Consider the following 21,458-nt stretch of genomic DNA (forward strand, 5'->3'; position numbering starts at 1 on the left):
TTCCCAATCACGCATAGAAATTGCTAATTTACTAAATTAATACTTCAGTTAATTATCATGCCGAAATTCTATCTTCACCGAACTGGGAAGATTCCTACTGCTATTCACCCCTTTGTCAAACAAACGGCTCTCCCCCAAGATAAACACAAGCCCAGTCTATTTCAAGGGAAAATTATTCCAGATGTTCAAAATATTGCAATGTCGATGTATCGGATGATTTATATTGCAATTGCCTTTGTCGGGCGGTTACGACATCGCTCGTCTGATTCGGGACAAGCAGCAATAAGTAAACCGTTAGATCGACTCAAATAGGTGTACAAAAACGTTCAAAAAAAATGTCAACTTTATTATATTCTGTAATTGGTTTTCTGATGCTTTTAGTAATTGGAATTGCGGCTTATTTCCTAACTGCCCGCAAGTATCAATCCTCATCCACAGTTGCCAATTCCTACGATCAATGGACGCTTGACGGCATCCTAGAGTTTTATTGGGGGGAACACATTCACCTCGGTCACTACGGTTCGCCGCCACGACGCAAGGATTTTTTAGCTGCTAAATCTGATTTTGTACATGAGATGGTTAAATGGGGAGGAATAGAAAAATTACCTCATGGTACTACCGTCTTAGATGTTGGCTGTGGTATTGGCGGCAGCAGCCGGATTTTAGCGCGAGATTATGGGTTTGCGGTCACAGGGATTACCATCAGCCCACAGCAGGTTAACCGCGCCCAGGAGTTAACACCTGACGGGCTAAACGTCCAGTTTGCGGTCGATGATGCGATGGCATTGTCGTTTCCAGATGCCAGTTTTGATGTAGTCTGGTCAATCGAAGCCGGCCCCCACATGCCAGATAAAGCCGTTTTTGCTAGAGAATTAATGCGGGTGCTAAAGCCTGGTGGGGTGTTGGTTGTAGCTGACTGGAATCAGAGGGATGACCGCCAAAAGCCCCTAAATTTTTGGGAGAAACCAGTAATGCGGCAACTCCTCGAACAGTGGTCTCATCCAGCTTTTTCCAGCATTGAAGGCTTTTCCGAGCTTTTGGCAGAGACAGAATTAGTTGAGGGGGAGGTAATTACGGCAGACTGGACGCAAGAAACCCTTCCTTCTTGGTTCGATTCGATTTGGCAAGGGATAGCTCGACCAGAGGGATTGGTGCGTTTTGGACTGTCTGGTTTCATTAAATCTGTGCGCGAGGTACCGACGCTTTTACTGATGCGTTTGGCGTTTGGTGCTCTTTTGTGTCGATTTGGAATGTTCCGGGCTGTGCGGGCAAACTCGCGCACAGAATTGATGGACAGAAACTTTGCCAACCAAAATCCCTCAAGCTTGGTTAGGTAGCAAGCATAATGACAAATTTTGAGTTTCCAACGATAAACTACGATGTGGTTATTGTCGGCGGCGGTATTTCAGGTTTGACACTAGCTTGTGGACTGCGATCGCGTAGCGTCTCCATTGGCGCAGCCTCCCGCAGGGAAGGAGAATCGTCAGGTCTGCAAATTTTAGTAGTGGAAGCACAACAGGAACAGCAAGTAACAAAGCGATCAAGAGTTTATGCCCTGTCGCCAATGACGAGCCAGATTTTTCGTGATTTGGGGGTATGGGAGCAAATTTCGCCAAAAATTAGCCATTTTTCACGGGTGTTACTGTCAGACGCGGACTATCCTCACCTAGTCGAGTTTTGTCCAAAAGATTTGGGTGAACCAGCAGTTTACCACTGTGGTGAGCATGGAGTACTGATGGCGGCACTCCAGCAACGAGTGGCAACAGCAGCTAACATTACTTGTTGTTATGAGACTCAAGTGGTTGAGGTGCGCTATGGAGCTGAAACCGCAGGAGTAGTGCTGGAGAATTCCCAGGGTCAACAACGGTTGCAATCAAAGTTGGTCGTGGCTGCTGATGGCATCAACTCGCAAATTCGCTCTTCTGCTGGCATCAAAACTAACGGTTGGGCTTACTGGCAATCCTGTATCACAGCTTTCGTTGCCCCAGAGCGCTCGCACCAGAATATCGGCTACGAGCGTTTTTGGTCTAGCGGCCCTTTTGCAATTTTGCCCTTGCCTGATAATCGCTGCCAAATCGTCTGGATTGCCCCCCACACAGAAGCTCAGGCAATAGTTGCTCTGCCAAGCGACCAGTTTATGACCGAACTGCAACAACGTTACGGCGACCAAATGGGGAAACTAACCTTGTTGAGCCAGCCCTTGGTGTTTCCTGCACAGTTGATGCAGAGCCGCAGCTATTGCCAGCCGCGCTTGGTGTTATTGGGGGATGCTGCCCACTGCTGTCATCCGGTGGGCGGTCAGGGGCTAAATATGGGTATTCGTGATGCGGCTGCCCTAGCCCAAGTGCTGCAAACTGCACAACAACAGAAACAAGACTTGGGTTCTCTGATAGTTCTAAAACGCTACGATCGCTGGCGGCGTTATGAAAACTGGGTGGTGCTAGCTTTTACTGATATTCTCAACCGTAGCTTTTCTAACCACTGGCTACCAATGGTGAGATTGCGGCGGCTACTGCTGCGACTGATAATTTACTGGTCTTTCCCACGAAGGCTACTGCTGCGACTGATGACCGGGCTGTGGGGTCGCCAGCCACAACTTAACGCTCTATCTGCCGAGAAAGTGAGCAATGGTAACGGTAGCGTTAAACATATAGCCTCTGATCGCTCATCCTCGGCGGCGTTGCAGAATATAGATATGAATTAGTGCTTGCACCTAACCGACACAACTTTAACTAAGAACGAATTTAAGTTTTGTTTTGGGCGCAGCTAGCTATGAATATTTGGATTTTAACGCCTGCTGACTATGTGATATCTGCGGTTTGAACTTCTTTCTGCACATCGCAAAATTAATCAACAAACGACACACTTTATATGCAAAAAATTCCCGTCACAGTAATTACAGGATTTCTCGGCGCAGGCAAAACGACGTTAATTCGCCATTTACTCCAAAACAATGAAGGACGACGCATTGCTGTTTTGGTGAATGAATTTGGAGAAATCGGAATTGATGGCGAACTTTTACGTGATTGCCAAGTATGTGACGATGAAGAAGACTCCAACAGTAATATTGTTGAACTCACCAATGGTTGTCTGTGCTGTACGGTGCAAGAGGAATTCTTACCAGTGATGCAAGAATTACTGAAGCGACGCGATCGCCTTGATTGTATGTTGATTGAAACCTCTGGACTAGCACTACCAAAACCATTGGTACAAGCATTTCGCTGGCCGGAGATTCGCACAGGCGCTACAGTAGACAGCGTAATTACTGTGGTGGACTGTGAAGCGTTGGCAACTAATCAATATGTAGGTGATTTAGCAGCCCTTTTAGCACAGAGACAAGCCGACTCTAGTCTAGAACACGAAACACCCATTGAGGAGCTGTTTGAAGATCAACTGGCTTGTGCCGATCTAGTATTGCTTACCAAGAGCGATCGCGTTGACGAACAAACGCAAGTTAGGGTGCAAGATTGGCTAAAGCAGAACTTATCGCCTGGTGTAAAAGTCATTCCTTGTCAGGATGGTAAAATCAGTGGCGATTTATTACTCGGTTTCAACGCTGCGGTAGAAGACAACTTAGATAGTCGTCCTAGTCATCACGATACTGAAGAAGACCACGAACATGATGAAGGGATTAATGCAGTGCAACTACTGTTAGACCAGGCATTTGAGCCGACTGTCCTAGTCAAACGCTTGCAAACATTAGTGCAACAGCAAGAAATTTATCGAATTAAGGGATTTGTAGCAGTTCCGAATAAAGCTATGCGTCTGGTATTACAGGGTGTTGGTAATCGATTTGACTACTTTTACGATCGTCCTTGGAAACCCGACGAACTCCGTCAAACAAGATTAGTATTCATTGGACAGGAACTCAATCAGGTTCGCATTGAATCATTGGTGTTGGGGGAGGAAGTCAATGCGACCATCTAATAGTGTTTGGCAAGGAAATTTCGGCTACTGGCAAAACAGCTTTATCCATAATAATCTACTGGTAATCGGTTACACAGGATGGAAAGGATTTCAGTCATTTGGGCGGGGAGTTGTCATTTGTGATGTGGATACTAAAGTTACTCACCCTACAAATACAAGTCTTGATACAGTTCCCTTCACCCTGCAATTTCTTCCCTCCGATCTGATTGGGTTTTACTTGCGTTCGTTTCAAGATAGCGGAGCTATATCGCAATCAATCTGCTCATCCATGATTTCATCAATTTCCCCAGCGATCGCAACATACAATCCCCATCAAGATATTCTTCTGGTGCTAAAGGCTGAACCTCAGATTGAGGTTAATTTTTTACACCAACTAAAAATTACTCCACCCGATTGCTACGAACAAGTTCGCAAGCGTTGGTCAGAATTTAAACCAAGCCTAATGCCGTAGAAGATATACAGGATATCAACACATATAGTTGCACTTTTTAAACTTGGAGTATAATCAATTGCTATCTCTCTACCAAGTAGCTATTAAGTATATAAAACAGGAAAACCTCCTGTTTGGGAAATAAATCAATGTAAGAGATACAAAGTGAAAAATAAAAGATTTTACTTTGATTTTTTGCAACTATTTTTCAAGAATCTGTGAATCTCAGATAGCAATTTATTTTCTGGTGTATATTATGGGTGAATTGCTTCGAGTATCCAGGTTTTTAGAAAACATCATTCCCCTACCAAGCTGAGAGAACATTAACCTTAATTGTCAACCTACTTCTAGGACAATTGCATGAAGAAAGCTTTAATAACTTTAACTACCAAATCCGCAGCTTTGATGTCCCTAGCATCATTGGTAATGACCAGTAAAGTGACCACAGCTGGTGAACCAGTAAATCCGCAACCAGTAGACCGTCCTGACGCTGCTACTACACCAGTATCAGCATCAGACCAAAAAGCTTGTGTAAGACATCCGAAACTCGGTAAGTTTTTCTGCGCTCATGCTGAAGAATTATCTCATTTGCAAAAAGGCGTAGCAGAGATTGATGTTACATCGGATGACAGCGAAAAGGCTCTGCTTGGGGTTACGGATGCAGAAAGTGATGCTGCTGTAGCTATGTTTGGTTGTGATTGTGCTGCATCGATAAATTGTTTACGCCGTCTGCGGAATAGCCTACCCTAGAATCTAATTTCCTTGGTTTTTCATCTTTCCAAAAGCAGGGGATAGGGGAAGAGTTTTTCTCTCTTCCCTCACTGTTTTACAGTTTTGTGTTTAGAAGTTTCAGAGTGCAATAAATTGTTTATATAAAACTTAAATAATATGAAACGTCGTGATTTTATTACTTGCTTTGGTTTAGGTTATTTGGCAAGTAGCCTACCTGAAAAAGGTGTGGCTTATGCTCCAGAAACTACAGCAATATCATCAACATCTGGAGATTGGCAAACAGTGGGAACAATCGCCGAATTGGATAAAGCTGGTCAGCTATTAAATGAAAACCTACCTGTTGGTGCAGTATTGGTAGTTGGTACTTCTAAAAGCAAAAATCTAGTGGCTGTGAACCCTACCTGCACTCACATGGGTTGTACAGTGGAGTGGCTTGCAGAAGAAAAAATATTTTTATGTCCTTGTCATGCTTCGGAATTTGATCCTAATGGTAATGTGCAGATGGGGCCAGCTACAAAACCACTATCAAATTACGAGACAAAAATAGAGGGTGATTTAGTTATTGTAAAACGTAGTTCATAATTCGTAATTAATAATCTTAGCTTTCATTTGGGGTTTTAAATTTCCACTAAAATTTAGTATTACGCAGAAATTACCAGTAATACGTTAGTTAATCAAACGACAAAATTAACAAACTGATATCGCTTGGAATATTAAGCATGAATGTGTAACTGTTTCTATCAATTTATAAATGCAAAAACCAAAACTAGTCAATATTCCAAAAGCGACTCGCTACCAAAATGCAGCGATAGATTACTATATGGGGCTTACAGGTTCTTCCTATCTTCATTACGGGTATTGGGAACCACTACCTAAAAGGGGTGAAGAATTAACTCTGACTCGCCTGCGTGCGGCGCAGTCAGCATATACAGCTAAACTTTTGAGTTTTATTCCAGAGGGGACAAAAACTGTGCTGGATGTCGGCTGTGGGATTGGTGGTAACGCAGCGTATTTGTACAGCTGCGGTTTCAGTGTTGAGGGATTAGCACCCGACGCACTCCAGCAAGAGAGATTTATTCAAAATACCAATGGCCAAGTACCTTTCTACTTAACGAGATTTGAAGATTTTCGCACCTCAAACTCCTACGACCTCATTTTATTTAGCGAAAGCAGTCAATATATTGCTGCTCTCGATTTAGCTCAAGGCGCGGCTCGTTTATTGGATAGTGGTGGCTACCTGCTGCTTGCAGATATGATGCGTTTTGATGCCGAATACCGAGAAGGTATTTTTTCTAATTGTCATGTCGCCAGCGAACTCCAAGCGGCGTTGGAACAGACTGGATTCAAATTAATCAAGACTGAAGACATTTCAACCCATATTGCGCCAACGATTGACTTGTGTGTTGATAATTTTCGTATTTTTGGGCTGACTACAGTTAAATATATTGCTGATGTTGTAGCGATCGCCGTCCCACCATTATACACACTCGGTCGTTGGGCATTTAAGCGTTGGTTGGAAAAGCCAATTGCTGAGGGGTTAGCAGCACGCACTATTTTTGAAAACCATCTGTGTTATTCCGTTCAACTTTGGCAGTTATCTAAAGGAGTTTAATTGAAAATGACCACAGAAATAAACACCCAAGATTGGCAACAAACTTTTATCGCCACCAATATATTAGCAATTGGTTACAACGCTTGGGTTGGCTATTTAGGAGGAGAACGTGGTGTTGTAATTTGCAGCACTAATTCTCCGCATTTAAGTATTGCTGGTGAAACATTTAAAGCGCATTTTATCCCGCGTAAAAATCTCGCAGCTTTCTTAAATGCTTGGTTAACAGCACCAGATACCGTACTGTTGCAAAGACACTTCATGAATGCTCATATTCTCGAAGCTGTAGATAAATATAATCCCCAAAAAGATGTTATTTTTTTGTTGGAATACGGTTATCAAGCTGCTTTTTTCTATTTAACAAAATTACCAATTACACCACCCCAATGTTACCAAACTATATGCAAACAATGGGCAGAATTCCAACCTCACCACTCTCTCTCAATAGGAGCAAAAACACAATGAAACTCATCCAAAAGCAAAAACAAGCTTTCTAGTTTTACCGCTTTTTCCCAATTGCTATGTATAGAGCTTTAATAGCAAAATTAAAGTCTTACACTACTTCTTAGGAATGTAAGACTCTGGACAAAATTAAATCTAGAGTGTGCGAAAAGTCCCCTATCCTGATAATTAGGGAATTTATTTTATGAGTGTTAACTGTAGCACAAGTATAATTATATATTCAGTAAGTAATATGGGGAATCAAAATTATTATCCACTGAATTTACATATAGACAGTAACTATGGTAATGTGACACATGACTGTCGGTTCTGATGGTGAGCAGCCATCAGGCGCAAGGGGGAAAGTTCGGTGTAAATCCGGCGCTGTCCCGCAGCTGTAATGAGACGAATATAACGTGTCTCTTAGTCAGAATGCCCGCCGACTCACTCTAGACACAAAACATTTATCTGCGAGGCACAGATGATACATTTGATTAATAAATTTCATGGGTACAGATACTGTTTTAAGACAGTACCCTTTGCAAGTTTTACTAATTCGCTTCGCTGTTAGTAACGACACTCAATTTTGGGTTGTCCTATAGGGATTTGGGTATCCATAAGGAATACCACAAAGTCTTTTTGCTATCAAAATAGTACCCATCATGATTTAGGTATGGCAATGCATTGTAGCAAGCTAGTTGAAGCCTAAATCTTAAAAACTCATAGCACAAATAAATACCTGCATTTACTGAAAACGAGGAGTTTCATGTCCACTTCCCGCATAGTTACTTATTGTGAATTTTTCTCAAAAATCTTCGTTTTTACCGCAATCTATGGGATAGTCTGCGGAAGAAATGTAGCGATCGCTAATCAAGTTGCACAAATATCTGAGTTTCCTAAGTATGAAGGTTCTGCAAGAGACTTACAACCAGTTGCACAAGTAACACCTGAAAATACTCCAGCCTCCACAACAGGAACAGAACCCGATATTGAACTGACAGTCATCGACAAGCTATTGAATGAACCTGTATTTTCACCCTTTCGCCGCGAAGGGACAGTGAAAGATTCCACCCGTCCCGTTTACGTAATTACGGGTGAAGAAATGGAAGCGCAAGGTGCAAGAACTGTCAAAGAAGCACTGCGATTTCTTCCTGGTATCTTGGGTGATGGTACAGTTGGCACAGAAGTTAATGCCTTAAGTGGTCAATTTATTCGCGGTTCTAATATCGGTCAAGTATTAATATTGCTTGATGGTAGACCAATTAATAATCTTGGTGGCGGTGGTTTTGACCTCTCAGAATTTACCACCAATAATATTGAAAGAGTTGAAGTGTTACCAGGAGGAGGTTCAACACTTTATGGTTCTGATGCAATAGGAGGGGTAATTAATATTGTCACTCGTCGTCCCACAGAGAAAGTTACAACAGAAGCCAAGGTGAATATTGGTGCTTATGGACTAAACCAACAAAGTATTCAAAATAGTGGGAAAGCAGGTGCGATTTCTTGGGTTGTAGGTTACAACCGTACCCAAGCAGAAAATAATTATCCTTTCACAATTCCTGAAGCCAATTTTACAGGAACTAGAACAAATAATGATGCTCTGTTTAACAACTTTAATGTCAAACTAGAGGCAGATTTAGGAACACGTAATACCTTAAGTCTCTCAACCCTATACTTAAGCAAAGAACAGGGAGTACCAGGAGGTGTAGCAATTCCTGAACCACAATTTGGGCAAGGTTTTTTCAATTCTCTCACCGACAATAATCGCAAATATACAGACCAAGTTCTCACTGATTTAACCTGGAATTCCAAATTAGGCAATGGTAATGATTCACTTTTAACAGCCAGAGTTTACACTGATTTTCTCAATACTCGTTTTGATAACCGCAGTGGCGCACTTTCATCTCAAAATCGGTTTGATTCTAACCAAGTTTCTTACGGGATTCAAACCACACACAGTTGGAATCTGACCAAAAATCAGATTTTGGTTTACGGCTTTGATTACCGGAATGCAAATGTGCGTAATACCATCTTTAATTATGGCACTAATGTCAATAGAGAAAATTACGACAACGGTATTAGTCAAGGAGCCATTTTCGCCAAATATGAAAATAATCTTACTTCTAGTTTCAGTATCAATTTAGGAGTACGCCAAGATTTCAGTAGCTTGGTAAATGGTTCATTTACATCACCATCTGTAGGTACAAAATTAGCAATATCTGACTCCACAACACTCAGAGCTAACTATATCAGAAACTTCCGAGCGCCAACCATTGCTAATTTATTTAACAATAATCCTACTAATATTGGTAATCCTGAACTTAAACCCGAAAAGGGTGATAGTTTTGATATTGGCATTGACCAAAAGTTAGGTAATATAGGCTTATTACGTTTGACCTTCTTTAGTAATACAGTGTCAGATACAATTGCCTTTAAAAGACTGACACCACCCGTAAATGGCAATACAGGTACTTTTGAAAATATCGGACTGGTTAGAACGACAGGAATTGAAGCCTCTCTAAATTTGCAGCTAGCGAAGAATATCTATGCTTTTGCTAATTATACAGCTAATGATCCACGGATTTTAGAAAGTTCTAATCCGGCGGAAGTTGATAAAGAGTTGCGTTTTGCAGGTGCGGATAAATTAAATTTGGGTGTTTCTTATGAAAATCCTCAAGGTTGGTATTTAGGATTGCTCATGAATTCTTTGAATGGGTATCCAACGAATAACGATAATACAGAGTTTTTGTCTGGTTATACTACTTTAGATTTCAAAATGCGCGTCCCTTTAAATGATAGTTTGATACTGACAAGTAGTGTAGATAATATCTTTAACCAGCGTTATCAGTTATTTCCGGGTTTTCCTGATGGGGGGAGGGTTTTTCAGGTTGGGTTGAGTTCTAGGTTTTAAGGTTAAGAGTTTTTTCACGCACAGGAGAATTGAAGATGAGTGAATTTAATTGTTTGGTTACACCAGTAAATCAAGTTGTGACTGAGGCGTTGTCTACAGGTGGGACAATTGAGTATGAATATTTTGATTGTGGAAGTGATGTTTTGTCATCGTTACTTTACACCTTATTTGAGCAGAATTGGCAACAGGTAGGGGTGGGGCATATTGTCCAAGGTAGTGTTTTGGAATTAGAATTTAATGCTGCACCAAAACTTTGTATTCTCTACGATGGATATTTGACGGTAGCGACTGAAGGTTGTCATTTACATTTGTGTATTGATACTAATTTTGGTGGGCCTCTTTGTAGAACCCCTGTAGAAGTCAGGAAGCAGCGTCAAGTTAGTCGTGCGGCTTTTTATCGTCGGTTTAATGCAGAAGGAAATCCCAGAAGTTGGGGGATTCAATTTTGGAATGGTGCAGATGAACAATTGATGACGATTTTATTACCGAATCCTTTCGTTGATGGTGAAAATTTATTACCAGAAGGTAAACCTGATTTATCAAAGTTAGCTTTGTATCAGGAATTAAGAGATATTTATGTATTGGGTATTCAACCAATCCCGTTTAGCAAAAATCCCCTGAAGCATTCTTATATTTCAGTTTGTACCTCAACTCGCTGTCTTCCTTCACGCAAATGGCAACCCACATTTGATGCTTTAAAATCAGCAGTTGAAAATGCCAGTTTAGATATAGAAGTGAGAACATCTGGCTGCTTGGAAGTTTGCCAACAAGGGCCAGTAGTATTTTATTCTGATGATAGAACTTGGTATACTCGCGTTAACTCAAGTGTAGCTGAAACTATTGTCAATGAACATTTGCTAAAAGGTAACAAAGTTATTGAACATTGCTATCCACCAGATTCCCCATAACTTCTATTTTTTACAAATCTCACGCAAAGACGTAAAACAGATTTTATTTAGTTCATCTTCTTTTCTCTTCCTCTCTAACTCTCTGCGCCTTTGTGTCTCTGCGTGAGAAAAATTATCTTTCCTCAAACCACATGAAATTGGTAAAACTGACTCACTCAAAACCCATTATTTTTTTATGCCAATTCTTCTTAATTGCCACTTTAATTATTGCTTGCCATAGTACAGCAATTGATACCTCTACAAATGCCAATAATAACGGCTGTATTCAAAACTATGATCCCAATACTGATTACTTCCCTAATAAAATCAAGATTACTCATGCCACAGGCTTCGCAGTAGAGTATCATAAACACTACAAAATCGTCACTCTAAAAAATCCTTGGCAGAATGCTAACACAAAGTTTCAATATGTTTTAGTTCAATGTGGAACTCCCACGCCAAAAGGATTTAATCAAGCGCAGGTAATTACAGTTCCTATTAACTCCATAGTTTCTTTATCTACTACTCATTTACCCCACCTAGCGAAATTAGGTGTAGTTGATAAACTGATTGGTATTAGTAATACTAAACAAGTCAATACTCCTGATGTAGTCGAGAGAATTAAAGCTGGAAAGATAACACAAGTAGGGAATAATTCTAATGTGGATATAGAGAAAGTACTAGAATTAAATCCTGACTTGGTGACAACTTTTGGTACAGGAAATTCTCAAACTGATAGTTATGCCAAACTTACGGAGGCGGGTTTGAAAGTGGGGATAAATTCTGAATATATGGAAGACACACCACTGGGAAGAAGCGAATGGTTAAAATTTACGGCTCTGTTTTTTAATAAAGACGAACAAGCAGAAAAAATATTTAGTGAAATTGCCAATAAATATGCACGAGTAGCTGAAAAAGCTAAATCTGTAAAAAATCGTCCAACTATATTTGTTGGGTTCAATTTTAAAGGAACTTGGTATATGCCTGGGGGTAAAAGTTACGTAGCCAAATATCTGGCTGATGCAGGAGCAGATTATCTCTGGATTGATGATAAATCTTCTGGTAGTTTACCTTTATCTTTTGAAGTTGTTTTAGAACGTGCAGCGAATGCTGACTACTGGTTGAATTTTAGCCAATCTTGGAAGAAATTAAAGGATTTAGTCGCAGAAGATAATCGCTATGCTGATTTTAAGGCTGTGAAAACAGGCAATCTTTACAATAATAATGCCCGTGTTAATGAAAACGGAGGTAATGATTACTGGGAAGGCGGAATTAGTAACCCAGATATGGTTTTATCTGACTTGATTAAAATACTACATCCAGAAATATTACCTAACCATCAGTTATTTTATTACCACAGACTTAGTTAATAATGTTAAGCGCAAAATATAAATTTAAAATTCCCCTAATAACCCAAAAAACTCCGGTTTTCAAAACCATTATTTTCTTAATTATATTTATAAGTTTAATTTTGGCTTTTTTATTAGACTTGGCTTTAGGTTCAGTTGATATTCCTGTTAATGAAGTAATAAAAATTTTACTCGGACAAGAAGCAGAAAAAGTGACATGGACTCATATTATTCTCAAATTTCGCTTACCTAAAGCTTTAACTGCAACTTTAGCGGGTGCAGCTTTAGGTGTGAGTGGCTTACAAATGCAAACCCTATTTAAAAATCCCTTAGCAGGGCCTTTTGTATTGGGTATTAGTTCTGGTGCAAGTTTAGGTGTAGCGTTAGTTGTGCTGACAGCAAGTGCTACAACACCAACACTATTAGCAGATTTGGGAATAATTAGTGATTTTGGTTTAGTCATAGCAGCAAGTCTTGGCGCAGCATCAGTTTTAGGGATGATGTTAGTTGTTTCTCGCCGAGTGCAAGATACGATGACACTATTAATTTTAGGTTTATTGTTTGGTTATGCTACTAGTGCAATAGTAAGTATTTTGTTGCAGTTTAGCTCAAAAGAACGCATTCAAAGTTATATCATGTGGACTTTTGGTAGTTTTGCTGGGGTGACTTGGAGACAGTTAGTTGTTTTAATTCCTGTGATACTTTTGAGTTTATTGGGAGCAGTGTTGCAATCAAAATCTTTGAATGCACTTTTACTTGGTGAATCTTATGCACGTAGTTTAGGTTTAACTGTGCAAAAAACTAGATTTTCTATTATTACTAGTGCATCTATATTAGCAGGCGCAATTACTGCTTTTTGCGGCCCCATAGCATTTTTAGGTGTGGCAATTCCCCATTTGTGTCGTAGTCTGTTCAATACTTCCGATCATCGGATATTAATCCCTAGTGTGACAATGATGGGTGCAATCTTAGCATTGTTTGCAGATTTGTTTTCCCAACTTGCGGTAAGTCAAATGGTTTTACCTTTAAATGCTGTTACTGCTTTAATTGGAACTCCTGTTGTGACTTGGGTAATTCTGCGGCGTAATTCACAAAAGTCTTTTCCGTCATGAATGATGCGATTTTAACAACTCACAATTTGACTATTGGTTATAAGACATCCCGAAAAACTGTTCGGTGTGTTGCGTCTGATATTTCTGTATCTCTGCAAGCTGGGGAACTTGTTTGCTTACTCGGCCCCAATGGTGCAGGTAAATCTACATTACTGCGATCGCTCGCCGGAATGCAACCCCCAATATCAGGTGAAGTGCGACTCTTGGGAGAAAATATTTACAAGTTAGCACCACAAGAATTAGCCAAACGTCTGAGTTTGGTACTCACCGAGAAAGTTGATGTCGGAATGCTATCAGCTTACACCTTGGTGAGCTTGGGGCGATATCCTTACACTGATTGGTGGGGAAATTTGACACCCGAAGATGAAGCTATAGTAACTTGGGCAATAAAATCTGTAGGAGCAGTACACTTAGCACAACGCCAAGTTAGCGAATTAAGTGATGGTGAACGCCAAAAAATTATGATTGCGCGTGCTTTGGCTCAGTCGCCTATTGTGATGTTACTTGATGAGCCAACAGCATTTTTAGATTTACCGCGACGGGTGGAAATTATGCAATTATTGCGTCAGTTAGCACGAGAAACGAATCAAGCGATTCTCCTTTCTACCCACGATTTAGATTTAGCTTTGCGTCTTGCTGATAAGGTTTGGCTATTAACAGCTAATGGTATTTTACACGTTGGCGCACCGGAAGATTTGGTGTTAAGTGGTGCATTTGCTGATACTTTCGAGAGTGAAGGTGTAGAGTTCGATGTTGCTTCTGGAGAATTTCATCTCCATACATCCCACAAGGAAGAAATTAATGTAATAGGTGAGGGAATTGCAACTATATGGACTATTCGTGCTTTGGAAAGAGTGGGATTCTTGGTTAATCGAAGTGCAAAGTCTTTTACTGTAGAAGATACGACGCAAACACAAATCTCAGTAGAAGTTATATCAAACTCTGCACAAGTTTTTTGGCGAATCACAAACAATAAGACTGTTTACACTCATCATTCATTGTATACACTGATTAAATTTTTGGATTGTTTATATCAGGGTCAGGGTTTTGGTTAACATAGAAATTCCCCTGACATTGCAAATCAACTATGCCCAAGACTTGGAACATCAAGATAGATAACTATTTTCAAGCCAACCCCAATTGCATCATCGCCACCGCCCATGTAGACAGCTTCCCTATAGACCTGCCGCTAGAACCGAACATCCGGGAACCGAACCGTAAAAGCGCGACCTACAGACAAATCTTCGACTCACTGACCACCGAACCTGTAAAATTCTTCTCTCGCCACAGTGGAATCGTTCTGTCAGCCAATAAAACTAAACCTGTCAAGAACAAAACTGAACTAGAGCTAGAAGTCTTAGAAGCTAACGAGGGTGGCAGCGACGGCATTATTAACGGAGGACATACAGTTTTAGCTTTTGAGCAAGCTAAAAATTACAACTACAATTTAACCGAAGCTAGGGTAAAAGTTACGATTCACATCGGGCTGACTGAAGAATCAGCCAAAGATATAGCCCTAGCAAGTAATACTACAACGCCAGTAGATTCTCGCTCCAAAGTCAACGCTAGGGGTGATTACAAATTCATCAAGCAGTATTTAGCCCAGTTAGAGAGAGCAGAAGATAGAAAATTCCGCATTGCCTATTACCAAAACCAAAGCGGCGCTCCCAGAAATGCCCAGTGCAATGTCACCCATTTGCTCAAGCTCCTTTACTGCCTCGACAGGAATAAATACAACCCCGACGGCAATAAACGAACCAAACACCCAGCAGGGATGAGTCTTCCAAGTAACATCACAGATGCAGAAAGGGAACGGTTAACTGCTTTACTGCCTCTCCTAACTCATGCTTTGTGGATAGAGCAAAGACTCTATGAAATTATCCAAGACCATATCAGCAACCCCAGAAGAAAGGGTGCCAACGATTTAGCATCAATAGATATACGTAAAACTACGTTGTTGCCTGATAGCAAATACTCTTTCGGGTTTGGTGCGCCAACTGACCTAGCATTACCGATAATTGCGTCCTATCGGGTATTTTTGGATAAGGACTATAAATGGATTCTGCCGTTTAACGAATTCGCCGAAGATTTTCTCCAACACCTGTGGACTAACTACTTCCGTAAATACTTGGTGTCGGAGAAAACAGCAGGAAATACAGTCGGCACAAAAATAAGTCGCAATCAAGAGATTTGGGAAAGTTTGTATATCTCAGCGCAGAGTTATCTAAATCAGCACTTGGTGAAAATGGTTAACTCTAGTAAGCAAGAAGAATCGAAGGTTACACAAGGTACAAAAGGGCGTGTGCAAGCAGGTAAGAAATAATAGTACAAGGTTTCTATTGAGAGATTCGTTTTGGATGGGCGATGGCTTTTAAGAGTGAACAGTTATCAGTCAAGTCGTAAAGTCCTTGGGTTTTAACTGGTGACTGATAACTGTTTTAAGTGATAGCCTAAGAAAGTGAAATCGAAAAAGTGCTATTGCTCACAAATTATTTTCCATTTTCATATACAATAACAACTGCTCATTCAAGGACTATTTTGTGAATTTAACAGTAGCAAGAGAGAAAAAATAATGGCTGAACTCAAACTCCGGTCAAAAGATCCAGATTCCCTCAGACGCATTATTCAAAGTGCTTTGTCAGAAAGATTACAGAGTGTGACAGCAGGAATCAAAAGAACAGAAGAACGGATTCAGGATTTTGAAACCAAATATCAATTATCGACTGAGGAATTTCTCACTCAGTTTAATAATGATGAATTATCCCATAATTTTGACTATGATGAGTGGATTGGAGAAGCTCGAATGTTGGCACATTTACAAAAAACAAAAGAGTCGATAGAGGAGATTGATTTTGTTGATTGAAGATTATTTTCAGCAAATTCGGATTTTAATCGAATCCTCAGAAATAGTTAAAATATTTAATTTAGAAACTGAAAAAAGAGGAATATATGAAGGTTTTATCAGAGCCAAGCTCGAATTTAAAGATAATTCGTTGCTGCATCTGAGGGAATTTATCTATGTTGAAATATCCCCAGATAGAAAAATGTATAGTTATCAATATATGAACTCAGAGAATAATCTAATTTTTCGCTATGACAATACAGAACATCACCGAAAATTAAATCTGACTACTTTCCCTCATCATAAACATGATGGGAGTGAGGATAATATCGTTAAATCAGATGCTCCTTTTTTAGCTGAGATCCTAAAAGAAATTGAGAAAATATTAGTATAAGTGCGATTCCTACGGCAGACGTTGCCAATGTCCACAATGTCTTCAGAGATCGCTTGACATCGACTAATTTATTTTCGCTGTAGACTACACCTTTGTTAGAAAAGCGTAGTCTGACCTTAACAATGGCTCTGCCAGGAATTCACATTCGCTGTATTATCCCTTATCCGTCTACAGTCAAATTAATCCTCTTTAATTGTTACCCAGTCAGTTAAAACAGCCATACAGCAAGCGGTTAACGTTGGCTTCTCAATATCTTGTTTTCATGTTTGGCGACATAACCCCCTTCTAAATGATTCTGCTCAACAGAAACCCCAATTACGTCAAAAAGCTTGTTAGCAACATCTAAGGAAATTGATTTAGACCAAGACATCTTTACTCCAATGAATCTAAGAGTTCAGCTAAATAATTAAAACCCATCTTCACCTACTTCGATTTATTCCCCTTTTTGAACCAACAATTTCCCAGACACTCCAGCCGTAAAACCCAACCCAATCGCCGCCACAGTAACGCTGGGCTTGATAAATAACGTCGCAATTCCAATAACTGCAGCCCCAAAGACAGCCATAGCAGCAAACGATAATCAACTGATTTTTGGGTTTAGCCCTTTCGTCCGATATGGATTGATGGACTATGGCATAATTTTCAAGCTCATTGGTAATTTCTAGTAAAGAAGCGCCGTACTGTTTTTCTAAGCGTTCGATAGCCAGCCTGTCTGCCTTAACTGGGCTTATGGCTAATTTTTGCAATGCTGTGGTTAATTTATCAGTCATTTTTAAACTTCCTATGCTCCGACATTCTAGAAAATGTTTAAAAAAAATTAAAACTTGCTGGAGAGACAAAAACGACTCTATTTTTCAGAGGTACTTGGAGATGTGAGAATACCGGAACTTGACCGGAACTCGACCGGAACTCAACCGGAACTCAACGGTCAGTGTCACGAATATTACTGGTTAACGTTAATAACACTAAAACCATCTTTTTCATTTCCGCACAATCGTTTAGTGTCAATCAATTGTGATAGGGCATTTCTCAAGTAAAGAACACTCTTTTTCTCTTCGCCCCACTTGCGGCTGTTTCTGATAGCAGCAAAAGAAGCTGGAGGATTAGCAGTAGCTGCAACGATCGCCACAATCTGTTCCAAATCAGCCTCAGAAATACTATTTTCTTCTACTTCCAGAAATTCCAGTTCTTGATAAGGCTTTGAAAAAATGGACTCCAGATGATTAACTGCATCTGATGGAGCAATTTTCTCCCCTCTAGGTATGACTGCCTTTTCATGCTGTTGAACTAATTCTGGGAAGAATTGAAGTAATGTTCTGGCTGGATCTGGTTGCCCATTGCCTGGGTGCAAATGGGTCTTTAGCCATTCGGGAATCATGCCCAGATTGCCACCACTAACAGGTTCTCCAAAGTTATTAGGGTTGGCTTTAAAATATTCTCCACTAGCGACATTCATTTTGCGTAGACCACCAGCGCTAACCGCTTGAGCTACACAACCAATAAAGTTAACCGATTGCTTAAAGGTATCTGCCAGCCCAGCCGTAGCTTTACCGACTACGCTTGTCAGGTTAGAGCCATGCAAGACGATAATTAATGTACCACCAGACTTAGCGAAGCGAGAAAGTAAATATTGAATCGCCCAGGTGCGATCGCTCTCCTCCAACAATGACAGCAACCGCATTGCCTCATCAATCACTAGCAGTAAATTTTTATGGGAGTAAGGTTCGCTTCCATCTAAACCCTTAAGAAATTTCAATAAATCACGAGCGACGAGTTGATCAGCCCCATCCGCATCTTGATCCGGGTACTTAAGAGCAGAGGTCAAGTTGCAGGCAAAGGGGTAAACGTCCACCCCGGCTGTAAAGTATTGGGTGTTCAATCCGGGGTCAAGTGCAGTAGATAATGTTGCCAAGATTGCTGCTAAGGTTCCCTTGCCACCTCGCTGAGTACCAGCGATCGCAATGACTTGAGAACTCATCATATCTTCTACTTGGAAACCACTTTTCGTTAAAGCAGCGATGAGTGCGTTTGCCCTATTAATTAGAGGAAGATTAATTAAAGTCTCTGGTACAACTTCCCCATTAGCTGATGCCTGTAACTCTGTAGGTCTAGAAAACTCCGCAGCTTGGTTCATCTTGCCAATATCTACCTGTGGCGATTGAAACTGCTTGATATCTATGGTCGGTGGTAACTGGACGTTTGCCTGTGCGATGGCACTTATCTCCGACCGATTCACTCGGCTGTCAATTGTCACATCCTGTAAATGAAGAGCCATGCTTTCATAAGTGGGTAGCTGACGACCCTTGAGCTTGCCAAACCAGCCAAACATCCAGCGATAAGCATAAAAGCGTTTTCCTGCTTCAACTTGTGTTAAATACTGACTAATATTTTCAAACTCAGCATGAAGAAAGGTGTACTCTTCTGCTGATTGTCGCTCTAGGAATTTAACAGTATTGGCAAGATGATCCGCTTGATAATTGCTCCTCGCATCATAATCCCCGGCACGAGCTAGAGCGTCTATAAAGTTGCCACGTACAAAAGGCAAGGGGGCGATCTCCTTGGTTCTGTTGGAATGTTCGACAACAAACCATAACCACGCAGCACCACCGACTAAACCACCAACTAGTGCCAAAGGGTTAACCGCATAACAAACTGCTCCGATCCCAGAAGCCAACAAACCAAGTACACGAGTCATGTCTGCTTCATTCTCAGATGCCCGTGCCATTTCAAATAATCCATCTTTTCTCTCTTGCAGCCATTGGGCGATATTGCCAGCTTCCAAGTGAGACAAGCTAGGATATGATTCGCGTAAATGTTCAGTTTCTTTAGTTGTGAATTTTTGGGATATTGTTACTTTGCATAAATGCCTCCCTTGGTGAAACGTTGCCGCCCCTTTTTTACAGTGATTGGTTTCTTGGGCGGTTTCCGTTCTAATCCTTTGTCAACCGCCAAATAGCGAACCCAATTTCACCCGCCATCATTGTGCCGATGTTAAACAAGATGCAACCCAAAATCATGAATGGGGCTGTAAATTCAAATGGGTTACGAGCGGCAAAGGTGGTGACAATATCGAACACCCAAACCGCAATCACAACTAGCCCAGCGCTAGAGCGATCGCGTATACCTGCGGTTTTGTAGTCCGCCCAGAGTTGGCCTACTAAGTCAATCTTGCCACTAGGCTTGGTTTCAAGGTCATAAACCATGTGGTCTTGAAGTTCCCGTCGTGCTGAATCTGGGTTTTTACCGCGTAGGGCGTGGGCTTCGATTACCTGAACGCCTACAGAAATTATGAATGCAAGGTAAAAAAACGGGTTGAACAGTGCAAACGGCACATTTAGCCAATTCCAAGTCGGCTCAAACCAGGGTAAAACAGGGGGCCCAGTAAAGATTAATTGCCAAGTTGAATCAGCACTAATCATGGAACCGCCGATAAATAAAATCCCGCCAACTAACGCGCGACCTGCACCTCCATTAGCAACAAACTGATTGACTATAGCGGCGGCTGCTCTAATGGGTAAACCGACAATCATCACTACAGCCTTGGCACAAAAATCGATTATTTCACCAAGCGATCGCTTCTTACCTTTAGGCTTACTATCGCTGTTGCCAGTACTATTAGTTTCCGCACTTGATGAACTATTAGCCATTACTTTTTCCTCACTGGTTTGATATTTTGAACGCTTTTACAAATCCCTTTGGCTTTGTATTTCCACTTCCAAATTCCTTCTTCAATTCGTCCAATACACCTGCCCGTCGCATCAAAAACATCAATAATCTCATCATCAAGATATAGGGTTGTGTCTGGTCTGGGATTGCGTTTAGCGCTATCAAAGTAATTGGTAATTCTCAGTTTCCGAGTTGTGGGCATCACTCCCGCCTCATATAGAGCATCACTGGTTTTTGCCCGTTCTTCTATGCGGGAACGCTCTAATTCTTCTGTGGCTTTTAGCCGTTGAAGTTCTGCATAAGCCCCCAACTTGGGTACTAAGGGGATGATTACAGGCAATATGCAAATGCCAACACCAGCCAAAGCTAAGTACAGTTGTTTCTTATACATGAGACTACTGTGTTATAGCGCGTTCTTACTACAAATTTTTCCCCTGTTTCACACATAAAATGAGGCGTTTCATGTTTCACGATGCTGAAACATTGATGAAACCGTTGAAACAGTTTCGTGAAACAGCTGGATGAAACACTACCCTTCATAACGCTTTTCGAGCAAGGAATTAGCTAGTGTTTCATGTTTCACGTTTCACGTTTCACGCTGGGGGAATGCTGTTTCATGCTGTTTCACGCCCTGAAACACTGATGAAACCGTTGAAACTGTTTCATGAAACAGTGCTGTGAAACAGCTTCGTGAAACAATCTCGCCCATAAAGGCTTTCGATCAAGGAATTAGCTGGTGTTTCATGTTTCACGTTTGATGTTTCACGCTGGGGGAATGCTGTTTCACGGTGTTTCACGCCCTGAAACACTGATGAAACCGTTGAAACTGTTTCATGAAACAGTTCTGTGAAACAGCTTTATGAAACACTCCCGCCCATCACTCTTGCCTCGATGCCCGTCCCAGAAATGTCAATCCTGCACCAACAAGTAATCCCAAGGGAATGAACATCCCACTACCAATTAATCCAGTAGCAACAACGCTACCAACGAGATATGCACTGCCACCTAAAGCGCCAACAACTGAAGTAGCAAACAATCCCGTACTCAGAATATCCATAACTTGATTTTTCCTTTGATGAGTTAATAGTTCTTGAAGTAATCGGATTTCAGCAACAGTAGCAACAGTTTCATTTTGGATTTGTAACAATGCTGCTACTG

The 21,458-nt window shown here is 41.0% G+C and carries 23 protein-coding genes and 1 riboswitch; of the genes, 17 read left to right on the top strand and 6 right to left on the bottom strand.

Annotation, left to right across the window (positions count from 1 at the left end; translation table 11 throughout):
• Positions 1-57: 57 nt before the first annotated feature.
• The 17 genes from HUN01_RS01470 to HUN01_RS01550 all read left to right on the top strand — a co-directional run bounded on the left by HUN01_RS01470 (position 58) and on the right by HUN01_RS01550 (position 16,634).
• Positions 58-312, top strand: a complete 255-nt coding sequence (locus tag HUN01_RS01470; protein ID WP_181927352.1) for a hypothetical protein — start codon at positions 58-60, stop codon at positions 310-312.
• Between the two features lie 23 nt (positions 313-335).
• Positions 336-1,337, top strand: coding sequence for a methyltransferase domain-containing protein (locus HUN01_RS01475; RefSeq protein ID WP_181927353.1), 1,002 nt, complete (start codon positions 336-338; stop codon positions 1,335-1,337).
• A gap of 8 nt (positions 1,338-1,345) precedes the next feature.
• The gene (locus HUN01_RS01480) at positions 1,346-2,704 is read left to right on the top strand and encodes an FAD-dependent hydroxylase (RefSeq protein WP_181927354.1); all 1,359 of its coding nucleotides are present in this window, start codon (positions 1,346-1,348) and stop codon (positions 2,702-2,704) included.
• A gap of 167 nt (positions 2,705-2,871) precedes the next feature.
• The gene (gene cobW, locus HUN01_RS01485) at positions 2,872-3,927 is read left to right on the top strand and encodes a cobalamin biosynthesis protein CobW (protein ID WP_181927355.1); all 1,056 of its coding nucleotides are present in this window, start codon (positions 2,872-2,874) and stop codon (positions 3,925-3,927) included.
• Positions 3,914-4,378: a hypothetical protein gene (locus tag HUN01_RS01490; protein WP_181927356.1), complete on the top strand. Its 465-nt coding sequence runs from the start codon at positions 3,914-3,916 to the stop codon at positions 4,376-4,378. Before cobW ends, HUN01_RS01490 begins: the two co-directional genes overlap by 14 nt.
• A 339-nt stretch (positions 4,379-4,717) precedes the next feature.
• Complete coding sequence (locus HUN01_RS01495; protein WP_181927357.1) at positions 4,718-5,107, top strand: hypothetical protein; 390 nt, start codon at positions 4,718-4,720, stop codon at positions 5,105-5,107.
• 138 nt (positions 5,108-5,245) lie between these two features.
• Complete coding sequence (locus HUN01_RS01500; protein ID WP_181927358.1) at positions 5,246-5,671, top strand: QcrA and Rieske domain-containing protein; 426 nt, start codon at positions 5,246-5,248, stop codon at positions 5,669-5,671.
• Positions 5,672-5,840: 169 nt separating this feature from the next.
• Positions 5,841-6,701 (top strand): methyltransferase domain-containing protein, encoded by an 861-nt coding sequence (locus HUN01_RS01505; protein ID WP_181927359.1) that lies wholly within the window; start codon positions 5,841-5,843, stop codon positions 6,699-6,701.
• A gap of 6 nt (positions 6,702-6,707) precedes the next feature.
• A complete protein-coding gene (locus HUN01_RS01510; RefSeq protein WP_181927360.1) occupies positions 6,708-7,163 on the top strand; it encodes a hypothetical protein in 456 nt (151 codons plus the stop codon).
• 284 nt (positions 7,164-7,447) lie between these two features.
• Positions 7,448-7,597, top strand: a riboswitch (cobalamin riboswitch).
• Positions 7,598-7,905: 308 nt separating this feature from the next.
• A complete protein-coding gene (locus HUN01_RS01515; protein ID WP_181927361.1) occupies positions 7,906-10,050 on the top strand; it encodes a TonB-dependent receptor plug domain-containing protein in 2,145 nt (714 codons plus the stop codon).
• A gap of 35 nt (positions 10,051-10,085) precedes the next feature.
• Positions 10,086-10,958: a (2Fe-2S) ferredoxin domain-containing protein gene (locus HUN01_RS01520; RefSeq protein ID WP_181927362.1), complete on the top strand. Its 873-nt coding sequence runs from the start codon at positions 10,086-10,088 to the stop codon at positions 10,956-10,958.
• Positions 10,959-11,089: 131 nt separating this feature from the next.
• On the top strand, positions 11,090-12,307 hold the full coding sequence (locus HUN01_RS01525; protein ID WP_181927363.1) for an ABC transporter substrate-binding protein: 1,218 nt from the start codon (positions 11,090-11,092) through the stop codon (positions 12,305-12,307).
• A 2-nt stretch (positions 12,308-12,309) separates the two neighbouring features.
• Positions 12,310-13,398: an iron ABC transporter permease gene (locus tag HUN01_RS01530; RefSeq protein WP_181927364.1), complete on the top strand. Its 1,089-nt coding sequence runs from the start codon at positions 12,310-12,312 to the stop codon at positions 13,396-13,398.
• A complete protein-coding gene (locus HUN01_RS01535; protein ID WP_181927365.1) occupies positions 13,395-14,453 on the top strand; it encodes an ABC transporter ATP-binding protein in 1,059 nt (352 codons plus the stop codon). Before HUN01_RS01530 ends, HUN01_RS01535 begins: the two co-directional genes overlap by 4 nt.
• A 32-nt stretch (positions 14,454-14,485) precedes the next feature.
• A complete protein-coding gene (locus HUN01_RS01540; RefSeq protein WP_181927366.1) occupies positions 14,486-15,721 on the top strand; it encodes an AIPR family protein in 1,236 nt (411 codons plus the stop codon).
• 249 nt (positions 15,722-15,970) lie between these two features.
• A complete protein-coding gene (locus tag HUN01_RS01545; protein WP_179076954.1) occupies positions 15,971-16,261 on the top strand; it encodes a hypothetical protein in 291 nt (96 codons plus the stop codon).
• A complete protein-coding gene (locus HUN01_RS01550) occupies positions 16,251-16,634 on the top strand; it encodes a toxin-antitoxin system TumE family protein (RefSeq protein WP_181927367.1) in 384 nt (127 codons plus the stop codon). Before HUN01_RS01545 ends, HUN01_RS01550 begins: the two co-directional genes overlap by 11 nt.
• 232 nt (positions 16,635-16,866) lie before the next feature.
• On the opposite strand, the gene HUN01_RS01555 is transcribed toward HUN01_RS01550, so the two are convergent.
• From HUN01_RS01555 to HUN01_RS01580, 6 genes are all read right to left on the bottom strand, one after another.
• Entirely contained in the window at positions 16,867-17,004 is a 138-nt protein-coding gene (locus HUN01_RS01555; RefSeq protein WP_181927368.1) for a hypothetical protein, read from the bottom strand.
• A 49-nt stretch (positions 17,005-17,053) separates the two neighbouring features.
• Positions 17,054-17,404, bottom strand: coding sequence for a hypothetical protein (locus HUN01_RS01560; RefSeq protein ID WP_181927369.1), 351 nt, complete (start codon positions 17,402-17,404; stop codon positions 17,054-17,056).
• A gap of 173 nt (positions 17,405-17,577) precedes the next feature.
• Positions 17,578-19,425 carry a hypothetical protein gene (locus HUN01_RS01565; RefSeq protein ID WP_238845422.1) on the bottom strand — a complete coding sequence of 616 codons (1,848 nt, stop codon included), beginning with the start codon at positions 19,423-19,425 and terminating at the stop codon, positions 17,578-17,580.
• 139 nt (positions 19,426-19,564) lie between these two features.
• Positions 19,565-20,281, bottom strand: a complete 717-nt coding sequence (locus tag HUN01_RS01570) for a hypothetical protein (RefSeq protein ID WP_181927370.1) — start codon at positions 20,279-20,281, stop codon at positions 19,565-19,567.
• Positions 20,281-20,691 (bottom strand): hypothetical protein, encoded by a 411-nt coding sequence (locus tag HUN01_RS01575; protein WP_181927371.1) that lies wholly within the window; start codon positions 20,689-20,691, stop codon positions 20,281-20,283. Before HUN01_RS01575 ends, HUN01_RS01570 begins: the two co-directional genes overlap by 1 nt.
• A gap of 486 nt (positions 20,692-21,177) precedes the next feature.
• Entirely contained in the window at positions 21,178-21,447 is a 270-nt protein-coding gene (locus HUN01_RS01580) for a hypothetical protein (protein WP_181927372.1), read from the bottom strand.
• Positions 21,448-21,458: the final 11 nt, after the last annotated feature.

The sequence above is a fragment of the Nostoc edaphicum CCNP1411 genome (assembly GCF_014023275.1).
In the GTDB taxonomy this organism is placed as follows: Bacteria; Cyanobacteriota; Cyanobacteriia; order Cyanobacteriales; family Nostocaceae; genus Nostoc; species Nostoc edaphicum_A.